This is a genomic window from Flavobacterium hibernum, from assembly GCF_000832125.1.
Lineage (GTDB): Bacteria > Bacteroidota > Bacteroidia > Flavobacteriales > Flavobacteriaceae > Flavobacterium > Flavobacterium hibernum.
On the sequence record NZ_JPRK01000002.1, the window covers coordinates 134732 to 151749 of the forward strand.

10 protein-coding genes are annotated in these 17018 nt (G+C 32.5%); 3 read left to right on the plus strand and 7 right to left on the minus strand.

Going from position 1 to position 17018, the window contains the following annotated elements; genetic code table 11:
• Positions 1-138: 138 nt before the first annotated feature.
• The 5 genes from IW18_RS00610 to IW18_RS00630 form a co-directional block, all read right to left on the minus strand.
• Positions 139-2946 (minus strand): M16 family metallopeptidase, encoded by a 2808-nt coding sequence (locus IW18_RS00610; RefSeq protein ID WP_041515646.1) that lies wholly within the window; start codon positions 2944-2946, stop codon positions 139-141.
• A 267-nt stretch (positions 2947-3213) separates the two neighbouring features.
• Positions 3214-4245 carry a TlpA family protein disulfide reductase gene (locus IW18_RS00615; RefSeq protein WP_041515885.1) on the minus strand — a complete coding sequence of 344 codons (1032 nt, stop codon included), beginning with the start codon at positions 4243-4245 and terminating at the stop codon, positions 3214-3216.
• Positions 4246-4356: 111 nt separating this feature from the next.
• On the minus strand, positions 4357-5775 hold the full coding sequence (locus tag IW18_RS00620) for a RagB/SusD family nutrient uptake outer membrane protein (protein ID WP_041515647.1): 1419 nt from the start codon (positions 5773-5775) through the stop codon (positions 4357-4359).
• 12 nt (positions 5776-5787) lie between these two features.
• The gene (locus tag IW18_RS00625; protein ID WP_240475517.1) at positions 5788-9231 is read right to left on the minus strand and encodes a TonB-dependent receptor; all 3444 of its coding nucleotides are present in this window, start codon (positions 9229-9231) and stop codon (positions 5788-5790) included.
• Positions 9232-9391: 160 nt separating this feature from the next.
• On the minus strand, positions 9392-10564 hold the full coding sequence (locus IW18_RS00630) for a FecR family protein (protein ID WP_052480025.1): 1173 nt from the start codon (positions 10562-10564) through the stop codon (positions 9392-9394).
• Between the two features lie 108 nt (positions 10565-10672).
• Here IW18_RS00630 and IW18_RS00635 point away from each other — a divergent pair, with 108 nt between their 5' ends.
• The 3 genes from IW18_RS00635 to IW18_RS00645 all read left to right on the plus strand — a co-directional run bounded on the left by IW18_RS00635 (position 10673) and on the right by IW18_RS00645 (position 14508).
• Positions 10673-11254, plus strand: a complete 582-nt coding sequence (locus IW18_RS00635) for an RNA polymerase sigma factor (RefSeq protein WP_041515649.1) — start codon at positions 10673-10675, stop codon at positions 11252-11254.
• 184 nt (positions 11255-11438) lie between these two features.
• Positions 11439-13379: an oleate hydratase gene (locus IW18_RS00640; protein ID WP_041515650.1), complete on the plus strand. Its 1941-nt coding sequence runs from the start codon at positions 11439-11441 to the stop codon at positions 13377-13379.
• A 247-nt stretch (positions 13380-13626) separates the two neighbouring features.
• Positions 13627-14508: a helix-turn-helix domain-containing protein gene (locus IW18_RS00645; protein WP_041515651.1), complete on the plus strand. Its 882-nt coding sequence runs from the start codon at positions 13627-13629 to the stop codon at positions 14506-14508.
• A 174-nt stretch (positions 14509-14682) separates the two neighbouring features.
• On the opposite strand, the gene IW18_RS00650 is transcribed toward IW18_RS00645, so the two are convergent.
• Positions 14683-15849: an iron-containing alcohol dehydrogenase gene (locus IW18_RS00650; protein WP_041515652.1), complete on the minus strand. Its 1167-nt coding sequence runs from the start codon at positions 15847-15849 to the stop codon at positions 14683-14685.
• A gap of 68 nt (positions 15850-15917) precedes the next feature.
• Entirely contained in the window at positions 15918-16796 is an 879-nt protein-coding gene (locus IW18_RS00655; RefSeq protein ID WP_041515653.1) for an AraC family transcriptional regulator, read from the minus strand.
• Between the last annotated feature and the right edge of the window lie 222 nt (positions 16797-17018).

Sequence of the window (17018 nt, forward strand, 5' to 3'; positions counted from 1 at the left end):
TTTTTACTAGAATATAATTTATTAGTGAGTATTAGATAATAGGGTCATCTTGCCAATGACCCTATAAGTACTTTCGTTGATTGCTTACTAATTCAAAATACTTAGAGAACTAAGTAGTAACGAAAGGTATTTTTAGTACTATTTTAAAGGTTTAAATATAAATTCGAAACTTTGAGCATCTTTCATCAACACTTTTACAAGCTTCTGAATGTCTTGTGTAGTTATTGAATTTATTATGTCAAGATTGTTTTTCGGATCATTTTTATTGTATCCTTCTACATTAAAATCGTACAGTACATTCAACTCGTAACCTGTGTATTCTTTTTCTTCTTTTAATTCTTTCAGGTAACTCGTGACTACTTTATTTAAATCGTCTTTATCAATTTCATTATTTTCAATTTTTTGAATTTCTTTATAAACGATGCCTACTAGTTTCTCTACTTTATCAGGATCACAATCAAAATACACATAAAAATTAGCGACTTCTTTTGGTCTTTTAGACAAAGAGCTGTATACACTTGCTCCATAAGTACCGCCTTCTTGCTCTCTTAATGTCTCCATTAATCTAAGTTCCAGAATGTCCTGAAAAGCTTTTAGTAGGTAAGTATTTTTTAAGCTGTACTCCAATGGCTTTTTAAACGAAATACGAACCGTTGCTTTCGGGTCTTCCATTGCAAGGAAGATTTCTTTTTTATTACTGTCCTTCAACCAAGCGACTGAATTATCCTGCCATTTTTCTTTTTTCTTTGTGGTGGGTAAACTAGCAATGTATTTCTCTAATAACGGTTTAAGATCTTCTTTTGAAAGATCACCTACTATCGAAAATGTAAAATCGGCAGGGTTATTAAAACGTTCTTTGTAAATGGATTTGATTTTTTCGAACGAAACCTCTTTTATATATTGCTCATCAAAAAGGCGCATTTTTGTATTGTTGAATCCATATAAAGAAGTCGTGATACTATCTTGCATTTTATAAGCGATATCATTTTTTCTTTGAGTTAAGCTATTTTGTAAATTGTTTTGTAAAACCTTAAAACTGCTTTCATCAAAACGGGGTTTTACAAATTGTAAATGCACTAATTGCAACATAGTTTCGACATCTTTAGTAGTAGTCATGCCCGAAATATTTTCTTCTAATGCTGTAATTTCGATTCTTGTATTCGCATTTTTTCCCGCCAGAATTTTAGTCATATCTGTAGCGTTATAATCTCCTAAACCAGACATTCTTACCAAAGTTCCTACCATTGCAGCAGAAGGAAGGTCGGCATCTTTGATTAAAGAATTACCTCCAAAGCTTACAGCTTCGAGTAACACATTGTTTTTTTCAATGTCTGTAAATTTGTAATCTACAACCACGCCGTTGCTCAATACAAAACGAGTTGAACCTAATTTCTTGTTATTTTTTTCGGAAACAATTTTACCTGATTTAATTTGAATACCCGAAATCAATGTTTTACCTACAAACTCATCTGTGTAAGCTATTAAACTAGCGTCGTTTTCGACTTGGTTAATAATTTTTAAAGCTTCGTCCTGCGAAAGGTTATTTTCATTTTCGACTCCTGTAACATCTAACACTCTATTTTTTGTAGTGTATAATTTTTTGACATAATCATTTAAATCCTGAGGAGTCATTTCATTAAAAATAACTTTAATGATATCAAATTCCTTTGTAATATCAGTCATAGCTTCATTCTCGAGATAGTTTTTCTGAATCATGTTCACTATTTCGGCGTGAGGAGTTTGCTCGATCTTACTAATTTTAGTTTGATAAAGATTAGTATAATAAGCTTTCGTTCTAACAATTTCTCCTTGCGTGAAACCAAATTTTACGATACGATTTAATTCTGTCAACGCAGTTTTAAATGCTTCTTGCTGCTGATTTGGTTTTGGAGAGATTAGTAAACCGAAGGTATTATTTGCTCTCGCTAAACTGGAATAACTGCAACTTGCAGAAACAAATGGAGACTCTGGTTTTTGAGAAATTTCTCTAAGTCTTGAGTTTAACATTCTTGAAACCATTCCGTTAAAAAGCGATTCTTTTAAATCGGCTACAGTTTCGTCTTTTAAGGATTTGGGCTGATTAATTGTAAAAGAAATCGTTGAGGTAGCTACTTCTTTATCGGTTCCTAAATTATAAAGCATGATCTCATTGTCCGGAATTATTGTAACGACTCTTTGTATCGGATTTTTTATCGCGGGGATTGTACCAAATAACTTTTCTATTTTTTGTTCTATTTCTGCTACATCAATATTGCCCACAATTGCAATAGCTTGCAAATCTGTTCTGTACCAATCGTGGTAAAAATCTCGTAAGGCTTTGTACTTAAAATTATCAATTACAGTCATCGAACCAATAGGCATACGATCAGCATATTTGGTTTTATTAAACATTGTAGGTAATGATTTCTTGAAAAGACGCATATATCCATTTTGTCTTGTTCGCCACTCTTCTTTAATTACGCCACGTTCTGAATCTATTTCTGATTCTGTAAGCGATAAACCATCTGCCCAATCGTGTAAAATCAACAAAGAAGTATCTACTAATCCGGGTACGTTTGTAGGGATATTGTCCATGTTGTAAACCGTTTCGTCAAAAGCAGTATAAGCATTAATGTCTTTTGCGAAAACAGCTCCATGTTTTTGAAGTGTATTTAAAATGCCTTTTCCCGGAAAATTTTTAGTTCCATTAAAAGCCATGTGTTCCAGAAAATGTGCAAGCCCTTGTTGATCGTCATTCTCTAAAATAGAACCTACATTTTGAATAATGTAATAACTGGCAACATTTTTAATTACATCTGTTTTATAGATATAATACGTCATTCCATTTTTTAGAACTCCTTTTTTAATTCTGGTATTTACCGGAAGCGGATCGCTTAATTTTAGTTCTTGCGCCGTAACAACATGAGCTGTTACTAAAAGAAAAAATATAGTTAATAAATTTTTCATGTTTTTTATAGTAATTGTAGATGTATGTCTTATTTGTAGGTTGATTTTTTTTTAAGTTTCAATAGGTTTCCTGCCCTGATTTAAAATAAATTTTAAAAGGGATGCTATTTGAAACATTTTATCGAGATAAATACAATAGTCCATTATTAATTAATAAACTATGCTTTACAAGTAGTAATGTTTGATAATTGGAGGCAAAAAGGAATTAAATTTAATAACCAGAAAGATGATTTCTCTGGTTATTAGAGCTATTTTTTAAAAAGTTATTTAAATATCAAGAGCATTTAAAATATCTACTAATTCTGGTTCTGATGGTCTTGGAGCATCTGAGTTTACAATTTTTCCTTCTTTATCTAAAATAATAAAACGTGGAATTGCCTGAATATAATACCCCGCTATAAATGATGATGCGATCTCTTTATCTGCCAAAAGCTGAATTCCGGTTAAACCTTGTGCTTTAATCATGTTGCGCCATTTTACTTCATCTTTTAAACGGTCTACAGATATGCTCACAAATTTTATGTTCTTGCCATGAAATTGTTTTTCTACTTTTCCAATAAATGGCATTTCGTATTTGCAAGGCCCGCACCAGGTTGCCCAAACATCGATAAAAACATAGCTTCCTCTAAAATCTTTTAGAGAGGATTTTCCTCCTTTATAATTAATATAATTTTTAAACTCTGGTGAAGGCATTCCTACACCTAATTCAGTTTTGTTTCTTTGTTCATCTGTATATTGCTGGGCAAGACCTTTTTTTAAGTCTTCGAACATTTTAATTTGGGTGGTTATAAAATTTGGGTCAAGATCTGATTGTTTTTGATCTAACAACGATGCGAAATCAGCTGAAAATTTATTCATTTTGGCATCAAAAACTGTTTTTTCTAAGTTTAAAAACGCAATATAATCACCGCCATATAAATCTGCTTCCAGTTTAGATTTGGTTCTTAAAAAGTTGTTTTCTTTTTCTCCTTTTCCGCTGATTGTAATGCTTTTATTAATGTTTTTTGCATCAAAATTAATTTCTAAATTCATATCATTTGTAAGATATAAATTGAAGAACTTATCATAAAAGGTATTAAACAATATAGGTTTTTCTAACTTTATTGTATCTCTATAGGTTCCGTTGGCAGCTACTTTTATTGTAATACTTTTTGAACTAATGGGATCAAATAATCGTACGCCTAATCCTTCGATTGGATTTTCTATTTTTCCGTGTACTACTGCGTACTCTTTTTGCGCTATTATTTTTTGGCAAGAAAACACTACAACTAGTAATGCTAATGCTTGTAATTTTTTCATTTTTTTAGTTTTATTAAATTCAAGTTTAAAAAATGAGAGTGTATCCATAATTTGATTACAGATTTATCTTTTTCAAAATAGGTACACTCTGCTTTTAGAATTGTGAATAGGCTAGTAGCCTTTGTTTTGTATAACTGTTTTATTTCCTGCTATTATTTGTAATGGAATTGGCAGGACAAACTGATTTGGAGATACCAAAGTAGCTTTGACTGATGATGCTGTAAGATTTCCAAGATTTACATATCGTACGATATCAAACCATCCTTCGCCATTTTCAAAAAATAGTTCTAATAATTTTTCGTTGCGAATATCTTCAAGTAGAGTGGCTTTATCAGTAAGTTCTTTTTCGGCTACTCCGGCACGATTTCTAATTTCGTTTAGATTTTCTAGTGCTACAGTTAGATCTCCACCTGTCTTGCGAGTTTCTGCTTCTGCTTTAATCAGGTATATTTCAGCAAGACGCAAATGATAAAGGGTATTTCCTTGAGATGCAATTGTGTTTAAAAATGGATATTTACCGTTTCCATTCGACTTTTTTGTGGTATTTGAGTAGGCAAATGCAAAACGTGGATCGTATCCTGAACCCGAACCTGATAAACTACCGTCGTTTAAAGTTCCTGCCTGAGCATCGGCTAAACTTTTTAAGGTTTGACTGTATGTTGTTGTGTTTACCTGATACATGGCTGTTTTTCCTTCATTATCTGGGCCTGTTTTTGGAGCGAAAATTACTTCAGATGAATTAAAACTGTTTTTAAAGATATCTGAATATTGCGCTTCAAGCATATAACCTTCGGCATTGTTTATTACTTCATCTGCTAGAGTAGCGGCTTCAGTAAATTTTCTTTCGTATAAATAAACTTTCGATAACAAGGCTTTGGCAGCAAGACTTCCAGAATAAAAATGGTCTATGTTTACTGGCCCCATAAGTGATGCGTACAGTAAATCATCTTCTATTTGTTTGTATACTTCCGCGACTGTATTTCTAGGTTTTGCCTCGAGTACAGTCGAAAAATTAGTTCTTAAAACTACTCCGTAAGAAGAGTTTAAATCGTAGAATTCTCCAAAGTAACGCAACAAATTAAAATAAGTAAAAGCTCTCTGAAATTTTGCCTGAGCAATCATTTCGCCTTTTTTTTCCTCAGAAATACCAACGGCTTTTCCTGCTTCTAATTCCTGAATTAGGAAATTAGCTGAATTAATAATTTTGTAATGACCGCTATATAAATTAGTTAAAAAGATATTATCGACCGGGACTTCGTTAGTGTTAAATCCTTTAGTACCACTCATAAAACCCGAGATCATTCCTTCGTTGCCATAAGCTGCTAAATGCAAGGGAAAGAAGCTTACATCAAACTCTTTTCCTAAATCATAAACACCATTTAGAACTAATTGAGCCGAAGCTTCATCGCGTACAGTATTCTCTGTTGTTAATTTATTATTGGGTTGTATATCGTCAATATTACAGCTTGCACTGGTTAATGCTATTGCAAAAAGTAAAATCGTATTGATCTTTATAAAATGTTGTTTCATCTTTTTTTGAATTTAAAATTGAACTTGAACTCCTAAAGAGTACGACTTAGCTAATGGATACGGATCTTCATTGTTGATTTGATCTGTGATAGTTCCTCTTTCAGAGAAAGTTTCAGGATCGATTCCAGGCCATTTTGTCCAAGTCACCAAATTTGTGCCCGTTAAAGTCAGTTTTGCTCTTTCTATACCAATTCTGTTCATTAGTTTTTGGTCGAAATTATAACTTAATTGGATGCTTTTTAGACGTAAATAAGACGTGTCATAAATGTATCTATCTGAAATTCTTCCATTAGATGAAGGATCTGTATATACGGCTTTTGCATAACGAGCATTAGGATTTTCAGGTGTCCAGGTGTTTAGAGCGTATTCAGTATATTTATTTTCTCCCAGTGTGTTATATATACCTGTTGGAATTGCACTCCAAATTGATTTTGCTCCTACAGAGTATTGAAAGAATGCATTTAAACTAAAATTCTTGTAAGCGAAAGTATTTGATATTCCGCCAAAAAAGTCCGGTTGAATATTTCCTATTATCGCTCTGTCATCAGCATTAATCTGACCATCACCGTTAACGTCTTCCATCATAAAATCACCCACAGTAGTTGAGGCTTTATCATAAATTCCTGATGGTGAAGCCGCATTCAAAGCATCAACTTCGTCTTGCGATTGGAAAATTTTGGCCACTTTATATCCCATAATAGTACCTACAGGTTGACCTTCGATGTAATAATCTAATTGGTACGGATTGATACTTGCACCGTTTAATTTTTCGAGTTTGTTTCTGTTTAAAGACCAGTTAAAATTGGTCGACCAAACAAAATCCTGACTTCTAACGATATCGCCGCCTAAAGTGATTTCAATTCCTTTATTTGAAACATCCATGAAATTAGAGAAATAAGAGTTAGGTCCTAGTTCAAATGGGATTGGTGTTTTTACTAAAGCACCGGTTGTTTTTCTATTGTAAATATCAAAACTTCCTTTTATGCGATTGTTGAAGAAACCGAAATCTAAACCTAAATTAACCTCTTTGGTAGTTTCCCATCCAATGTTTGGATTTGGGAAATTGTTTTCTGGAACAATAGCCGAACTTCCGTTATAGATGTTAGATGCTGTGTTTTGAAAAAACTGTAAGAAAGCAAAATCTGAAACATTAGTAGAACCCACTTTTCCAACACTCGCTCTAAGTTTTAAAATGTTGATGTTGCTTACATCAGCTAAAAAACTTTCATTATTAATATTCCAACTTGCAGACAAAGACGGGAAGTACGCTCTTTTATTATCCGGACCAAATTTTGAAGAAGTATCGGTTCTAAAATTTACAGTAGCATTATACAAATCTTTGTAACCATAATTCAAACGAGAGAACAACGAATACAATCCTGTTTCTATACGGTTGCTGGCATATCCAATTACAGTTCGTGCTGATGTAGCATTGATTAAAACCTCGTCATCAGGAAAACCACTGTATAAATGATTTGAATTATTAAAGTTTGTTTTATCCCAGGCAGCTCCTGCTAATGCACCAAATTTATGCTCAGAAATTTTAAAATTGTAGTTAGCAGTCAAATTTGTTGTGATATTAGAAACTAAACCATCTGTTTCATTTAAATAAGAATCATTAGGATAATATATAAAATCAGTTTCTGTAATTTTAGGAATAAACGAACTGTTTTTATTGTAAAAAACAGAAGCATTTACGTCTGCTTTTAACTTTAAATCTTTTAATGGCTCTACTTCAATATAAGTATTCCCAATAAAATTATAAGCTTTGTTATTGGTTTTGTTGCTCAATCGCATTAACGGATTTGGCTCTAAAGTCATAAACCCGTATTGATAATCCGGCTGACCTAACAATTTGCCATTTTCATCTCTAACGGGTAAATCCGGACGAGCACGAGCAATTGAAGTATTTATTGTAAACTGATTTAAAACATCGTTTTCTCCAGAGTTAACCTCTGTATGACCAACATTTACAGAGCTTCCCATTTTTACGTGATTTGTTATATCAGTATCAAAGGAAATCCCTAGATTATATTGTTTCATTTTATCATTTATAGTTAAACCTTCTTGGTCTATAAATGAAGTGCTAAAGTTATAATCAGTTTTTTCGCTACCACCGCTCAAACTCAAATTAGCTTGATTTGTTACAGCCATACTTCTAAAAACTTCTTTGTTCCAATCTGTATTGGCATTTCCAAAATAATTATCGTTGATACCGCCATTGCTCACCTGAAAAGTATCGAAATCCAAATCTACTTTGGCAATATTTGCTAAATCGTAAGATAAAAAAGGATCTAGTTGACCACTGTTCATTGCATCAACACTATTGTTAACCAATAAATTGTAAAAACTTTTATATTGATTTGAATTTAAAGCACCAACTTTCTTGATAGGCTGAGCAAATGTTGTAGCATAAGAGAAGTTTACTTTTGGAGCTTGATTTTTTTTGCCTCTTTTAGTTTTAATAATAATAACTCCGTTAGCTCCACGAGAACCATAAATTGCAGTAGCTCCGGCATCTTTCAATACATCAAAACTTTCTATATCATTTGGATTCAATGTAGATAGGGGATTAGCGCCTTGCAAAGCATCAATATTAAACGGCACACCATCAATTACAAATAAAGGCTGATTTAATCCGCCTCCTACAGAAGAGAATGGCGAAGTAATTCCTCTAATATTGATACGAACCGGCGCACCTGGACGACCTGTATTTTGTGATACTTGAACACCTGCAGCTAAACCACCCAATGCTCTGTCAAAACCTATCGTTCCTGTAGCTGCCTGTACAATATCTTTGGCATCTATAGTAGATACGGCACCAGAGAATTCGTTACGTTTTTGCTTGCCATAACCAACAAGTACAACTTCTTCGAGTTCATTTAATTCTGGTGAAAGAACAATTTTAAAAGCGGTCTGACCATCAACTGCTACGCGTCTGGGTTCGAAACCCACATGAGATAAAATCAAAAATTTAGCATTGTAGTCAGAAACAAATTTGAATCGTCCGTCAAAGTCTGTGGTTGTTTCATAATTTGTTCCTTCTATCATTACAGAAACACCTACTAACGGAAGTCCAGCTTTATCGGTAACAATTCCTTCTAAGTGTTTTTGCTGAACGGCTACATTATTTTCTGTCTTTTTTTCGGGAGCATTTATTTTTTTTAGAATAATTTGATTACCCAAAATTTGATACGTAATGGTACTGTTGTTGAATAATTTTGACAAAACTGAGCTTAATTGTTCTTGCTTAACATTCAGAACAATTCTTTGGCTGATGTTTAATTCAGTTCGGTTATAGAAAAAATGAAAATCAGTTTGTTCTTCAATAAGCTGAAGAACATTAGTCAAAGCTACCCCTTTTACATTCATGGTAACTAAGTTTTTTTGTCCGTAACAGCTTGATGCATTGACCTGTAAAAGACTGGTAAATAAAAATAAGAAAGTTAATTTCATTTTTAAATTATGGGTATTGAAAATGTGCTTCAACGCACTTTTGGTTCGTTGTTTTTTCATAAGTTTACACTTGGTTTAATTTTTTAGTTTTAGATTAAATCAGCATTTTAAATTGACGAGGAGGGTGTTGACTCACCTTCCTTTTTTTTTGGTTTGGTTACTACATTTTTTTTGGTTTGGTTATGGTTATTACTCTATTGTTTATGGTATAATTAAAAGCTTTATAAGTTTGAAAAGTTTTTAAAACTTGGTCAATATTTTCGTTTTTAAAAGTGGCAGTGATAACAATGCTATTCAACTCTTCGTAATTGTTTATAATCTGAACATTGTATTTTCGCTCTAGTTTATTGGTAATAACAGCAAAAGAATCATCTATAAACATAAGCTCTCCAGAAACCCAGGCAATATATTTTCGAACGTCTACCGGTTCTAACTTTAATTGTTTACCTTCAAAATAAGCGCGTTCAGATGGTTTTAAGATTACTTCTTCATTATTTAAGTGATCAGATGCAGCTACTTTTCCTTCGACTAAAACGGTATATGTCTTGGCATCTTTTTTATAAGAAGTCACATTAAATTTAGTTCCCAAAACTTTTACATTCATATCATTTGAACTTACAAGGAATGGGTGTTTTGGATCTTTTGTTACAGCAAAATAAGCTTCACCATCCAGATATACTTGACGGTTTTCTCCTTTAATAAATTGTACAGGGAATTTTAAAGATGTTCCAGAGTTTAATTGGATACTGGTGCCATCAGATAAAATCAATTCAAATCGTTTTCCGTTGGGTACACTAATCATATTATACACTAGCTTATCTAAATTTTGGTTTCCAGTATAAACGATTTTATTTTTGTTCTGATTCCCAATTGTTTTACCCTGAATATTTTTTATTATTTGAGTATTTACAGGATTGATAACTTGTATATTTCCATTTTCTAATTGTAATGTAATTGATTCTTCTTTTACAGTTAATGGAGTGTCTTTAGTTGTAAAAACATCTTTAGTTTTAAACATATAAAAAGCACTTAAAAACACTATTAAAATTGCAGCGTATTTAAAATAGGAGCGAATGCTAGATTTAGAAAAAACATTCTCTTTCTGTTTGATTTTTTCCTGCTTGATTTTTTGTAAAAATTGTTTTTTTGCAGCATCAGTATTAACACTTTTCATGCTATAATTAACCGTATAGTTGGTTTTAATCAAGTTATTGAACACCTTTTGATTATTTACATCTTCTTCAAGCCAGTCTGAAATAGCATTTATATCTTCTTCAGAAGCTTGATTATTTATAAATTTTAGGATTAATATTTCAATTTTTAATTTTGCCATTTTTGATTATTTAGCCTATGACGAACCAAAACAACAATACCCTACCATTTTGAGAATATTTTTTTATTATTAGTATTATTTTAATTAATATTACTTTAATTTGCTTTTATGAAAAGCGATCTTTTTAGCGATAATACCATTTTACTCGAATCTCTAAAAGAAGGTGATGAACAAGCATATACCTATCTAATGGACGCTTATTACCACCAATTATGCTTGTATGCCGATGGTTTAATTCGAAACATTTTTGCCGCCGAAGATATCGTTCAAAATGTATTTGTGAGATTGTGGGTACAACGTGACAAGCTAAAAATTGATCAATCTTTCAAAAGCTTTTTATACAAGTCAGTATACAACGAATTTATAGACCAGTATCGAAAAAATCAATTGCTTTCAACAGTTGAGAAAACATATTTCGAAACCTTAAATACATTTGTTATGGATGACAATTCCGAGACCTTTGAACAAATGCTTTTGGTGATAAATAAAGAAATTGAAAAACTTCCGCCAAAGTGTAAAGAAGTTTTTACTTTAAGTAAAAAAGAAGGATTGACAAATAAGGAAATTGCAGAATATTTGAAGATTTCTGTAAAAGCAGTTGAAGCACAAATTACCAAAGCATTTTCATTGTTAAGTAATTCTTTGGATGAAAAGAGCAGAGCATTCTTTTTTCTGTTATTTGGTAATTGAAAATCTCTAAAATTATTTAAAAACAAAGAAATCTGGAACGGAAATTTTAAATAAAACCGTTGCAACAGATCCTTATAATTAAACATTTCGTTGTTCGGAATTTGAGGATAGTATTACTGAATTTGGGGATGCATATTATTTTGAGGGTACTCTTAACTTTGAGTGAATCTAAATAAAATAAGTTATGAGTTCTACTACTTCAAAATTCGACAAGTTACTTAATGGGTCAAAAGAATACGGAAAGGTAAATCACCAACCAGATTCCAGTAAGGAAGTTCAATTAAATACTCCCGAAAAAACAATGCCTTTTTCAGATCAAATTGGCAATTACCAACGAAACATCGGAATTCCTCCAAAATCGTATAAAGACAGTAAAATTTACATCGTAGGAAGCGGTATTGCAGGAATGGCTGCTGCCTATTATTTTATTCGTGACGGTCAGATTCCTGGCGAGAATATTATTTTTCTAGATCAGTTACATGTCGACGGCGGATCACTCGATGGTGCAGGTAATGCTGAAGAGGGTTACATAATACGAGGCGGACGTGAGATGGATATGACGTATGAAAATCTTTGGGATATCTTTCAGGATATTCCGGCCTTAGAACTTCCGGCACCTTACAGCGTACTCGACGAATATCGTTTAGTAAACGATAATGATCCTAATTATTCTAAAGCACGACTTATTTTCAATCAAGGACAGATAAAAGATTTTAGCAAATTTGGATTAGAAAAAAAAGACCAACTCGCTATTATAAAGTTGCTATTAAAGAAGAAAGAAGATTTAGATGATATTACAATTGAAGATTATTTTAGTTCTTCTTTCCTAAATAGTAATTTCTGGTTTTTCTGGCGTACTATGTTTGCTTTTGAGAACTGGCATAGTTTATTAGAATGTAAATTATACATGCACCGTTTCTTGCACGCCATAGATGGTATGAAAGACCTTTCGTGTTTGGTGTTTCCTAAATACAACCAGTATGATACATTTGTTACGCCTCTTAGAAAATTTCTTCAAAGCAAAGGTGTACAAATTGAATTAAACACGCTTGTAAAGGATTTAGTGCTTCACAGTAATACTGATGGAAAAATAGTAGAATCGATTTTAATCAATCGAGATGGTAAAGATGATAAAATAGCGGTAGGCAAGGACAATTATGTAATTGCAACGACTGGCTCGATGACAGAAGATACTATTTACGGAGACAATATAACTGCTCCGGCAATCGATTTGAATAGTAGTCCAAGCGGAGAAAGTGCTGGTTGGAAACTATGGAAAAATCTGGCAGCCAAATCACCAGTTTTTGGAAAACCTGAAAAATTTTGTGGTAATATTTCAAAATCATCCTGGGAGTCCGCAACGCTTACTTGTAGACCTTCGGCTTTTGTAGAAAAAGTAAAAGAGTTGTGTGTAAATGATCCGTACTCTGGTAAAACAGCCACTGGAGGAATTGTTACTATTAGCGATTCAAATTGGTTAATGAGTTTTACTTGTAACAGACAACCCCATTTTCCGGAGCAGCCAGATGATATTTTGGTTATTTGGGTCTATGCTCTTTTTATGGATAAGGAAGGTGATTATGTTAAAAAGACAATGCCACAATGTACAGGAAATGAGATTTTGGCCGAATTAGCGCATCATTTAGGTATTATTGATCAGTTAGATAATATTATCGAAAATACAATTGTTCGCAGTTCGTTTATGCCTTATATCACATCTATGTTTATGCCAAGAGCAAAAGGCGATCGTCCGCAAGTTGTTCCAGAGGGTTGTTTAAACTTAGGTTTAGTAGGACAGTTTGTAGAAACAAATAATGATATCGTATTTACAATGGAAAGTTCTGTTCGTACAGCCAGAATAGCGGTTTATGAGCTGCTAAATTTAAACAAACAAGTACCAGATATTAATCCTTTGCAGTATGATATTCGTCATTTACTTAAAGCTGCACAATCTTTAAATGATTATGAGCCTTTTGTAGGTCAGGGACTTTTACGAAAATTCTTGAAAGGAACATATTACGAGCATATTTTAGTTGAAAATAATGATAATCCGCAAGAGCACGAGTCGTTCTTTACAGAACAGCTAAATAAAGTGAAACAGTGGGTAGGCGGAATTATAGACTAACGATTGTAAAATTGAATATTTAGATTCATTATTTTAGATAATAATAATCTTGAAGTAGCGCTAAGTTTTTTTTGACTTAGCGCTATTTTTTTGCTTTTATTCTACTTTGATAGAAATTGTTTTATAAGAATCGTTAAATGAATTTATTGTAAAATCTCTATAGTTTGTAGGTATTTATGCCGAAAAAAAGTGTATTTTTATGATCAATTACTTTCCAAAACAATTTAAATTTTAGCGGTATTTAGGCATGATGGAACAACATTACGATAAAATAAGTGATACATTGGCCTATTTTGGGATTGACTATAGTTTACCATATTATGTTTCGACTGGTAAAAAAAGGTTAGATTTTCCACAGAAACCTTTTCGGATGGATTATTATTCGCTCTGTATTTGTATGAGTGGCGACATGGTTATTGCTATTGATGGCCAACAGCATTACATTAAACAATTTGGTGTACTACTTGCAAGACCGGCTACAATAATCGCTTTTCAAGATAATAGCGAAGATTTTAAAATGAAACTGCTTTTTTTTGAAAAAGAGTTTCTGCTCAAAAATATCTCCGATCCTTTTATAATCGAAAGGCTAACATTTTTTAAAGACCGATCCTACGAATTGATTCATTTAAAGGAGAATGAGGTTGCTAAGTTGATTAAACTTATGGAATATCTGGATAGTAAAATCCATGCAGATTTGAAATTTAGAGATGAAATTGTTAGAACGATTATCTTTAATTTGTTATTAGAAACAGCTGAGTTTTTATCAGCAAAAGAAGTTACCTGCGATTTAGTTTCGGAAAATCCCAAAGACACCTATTTTCAATTTCTTAATTTGGTTATGGATAATATTACACAGCACAAAGCAGTACGATATTATGCTCAAAAGCTCCATGTTTCAAACAAGTATCTTATAGAAATTGTAAAAAAAGCAGTTGGCAAAACACCGCATGAAATCATTGATGCTCATTTGCTAAAAGAAGCAGTTGTTTTATTAGGAAACCCGGCAGTCAATATTACCGACATTGCGTATCGTTTGCGCTTTAATTCGGTTTCGGCATTTGGTCGTTTCTTTAAAAAACACGCATCTATATCTCCTACAGATTATCGCCGATTACAAAAACTATCTTAGTTAATTTATATCGTGTTGAATTATTTCATAATTGATGCCTCATAATTCATCTAATTCAAAACCTACCTCAGTATTTTACAAAACCGTCGCAGCTTTTGTAGTAAAGAGATATCCCTTCAATAAAAAACCGCCTCATTATTGAGGCGGTTTATAACGAATATAATTATGTATAGATTAGCTTAAAACTTCATTTTCGCTGTATACAAAACCAAGATAACAAGCATTGTAGATATTTTTTAAATCTTCTAAGCTTGGTACTCGCGGATTAAAACCTGTACATGGATCTATTAAAGCGTTACCGGCAATATAATCAAGGTTTTTATCCCAGTCTTCTTGAGAAATTCCGAATTCTTTTAGAGAAGAAATGTTGTTTACACTTTTTCTAAGACCTTCAATTGACTGCGCAAGATCTTCGGCAGTTTCTCCACCAATTACTTTAGCAAGGGCTGGATATTTATTAGTAGCGCTTGCATTATAACGAATAACGTTTGGAAGGAAAATAGCATTTGCAGATCCGTGTGGGATACCGTATAAAGCTCCAACCTGATGTGAAAGTGAGTGAACAATTCCAAGCCATGCATTATTAAAAGCTAAACCTCCCATAAAAGAAGCATCATGCATATTTTGGCGCGCCGCAATATTTGAAGGATTTTTTACAGCTTCTTCCAAATTATCAAAAACAATCTCCAAACCACCTTTAGCCAATACATCGGCAAAATTATCATCGATGTTAGAAACGTAAGCCTCAACACAATGCGTTAAAGCATCAAGTCCGGTGTTTGATGTTACGTGAGCAGGCATTGATGCACAAATTTCACCGTCAATAATAGCAACATCCGGTGTTAATTCATATGATACAATTGGGTATTTAACTCCTTTTTCGCGATCAGTAATTACGGCAAGACCTGTAGTTTCAGTACCAGTTCCGCTAGTAGATGGAATTGCTATAAATTTAGCTTTATTTCTAAGTGTTGGTACACTGAAAGGTTTGATAAGAGAATCAAAATCTGTTTCCGGATGTTCATAAAAAATCCACATCGTTTTGGCAGCATCAATTGCAGAACATCCTCCCAGACCAACAATCCAGTCAGGCTGAAATTCGCACATTGCTTCTGCACCTTTAAAACTTGTTGCTGATGACGGATCTTCTTCAACACCATCAAAAATAACCGTTTCGATGCCTGCTTCGTTCAAATATGCGACCGCTTTATCAAGCGTACCGCTTTTTTTCATAGAACTTCCTCCAGTTACGACAAAAGCTTTTTTACCTTTAATATTCTTTAACTCCTCAAGGCTTCCAGGACCGTGGAAAACCTCTGCTGCAACAAATAATTTGCTCATCTTTAATAGTATTAATTATTACTGCAAATGTAGATGAGCACAAAGGGTGAGATGTTATAAATACAATACTACGCGTTATAAATTTGTGCCAATTCGTTCTGAAGTTCAGTTGGCGTTTCTTTAAGTTTTGCTCTAACAAATTTGTTAAGTGCTGATGGAGAGCTAAATCCCAAATCAAAGGCAATTTCTTTATGAGAGAGATCAGAAAACAATAACTGTCTTTTAATTTCGATAAGAATTCTGTTATGTATGGCGTTGATGGCCGTTTCGCTGCAATGTTTTTTTGTTATTTCATTTAGTTTTTTACTGGTTACATTGAGTTTTTCAGCATAATATTGAACCGTACGTTCTTTTTTGAACTGTTCGTTAAGTAATTTTTTAAAATCAATATAAAGATGTTGATTTGTTTTTTGATGCATTACAGGATGCTGTCCGTGAACAGATTCAATAAGTCCGAGCAAAAATATTTTAATGTAAAAGCGAGCTTGTTCTTTTTTAACTAGGCTGGGATTATTATAAATATTTTGAATATTCTTTATAAGCACATTGCTTTGCTCAAATTCTTCAACTGGAAGAGCTGTACAATTTAGATTTGAAGAAAGGTTTACATTATAGGCACTTAATTCATTTTTTAAAATATCAGAACAAAATAAAACTTCTTCAAATAAAATAATTTTACCTGTCAAATCTTGAGTTTGATTAGTAAAAGAATGAATTTGTTCTGGAAAAATAATAGAAATTTTTCCCGTTTTAAGATGATGAACTTTCTCTTCAATTTGTATATCAATTTTTCCCGTTTCAACAATTACAATGCAAAAATGATCTTTTTTATGAGGATTAGAGTAAGCTTCTATGTGTATGTTGTCTAAATCAAAAACACGGAATGACAAATTTTTATCTTCTGCTTTTTGAATATTTTTCTTGATTTCCAGTCTTTTTAGATTCATCTAATAATTTTCTGTTTCGAATATTGGAGGTGTATAAATTTTCTAAGTCAAATTTCAAACTTAAAGATGTATAAGTTTATTTTTTGATAATCGAGGAACTGGCAAATTTATCAAAAAATTAAACTTGAATGAATCGAATTAAAATTTAATTTTTATTCATGATAATAGACTTATTAAACAAGTTGTCTTTTTTTTGGAAATTGCTCTTGTAAATTATGTCAC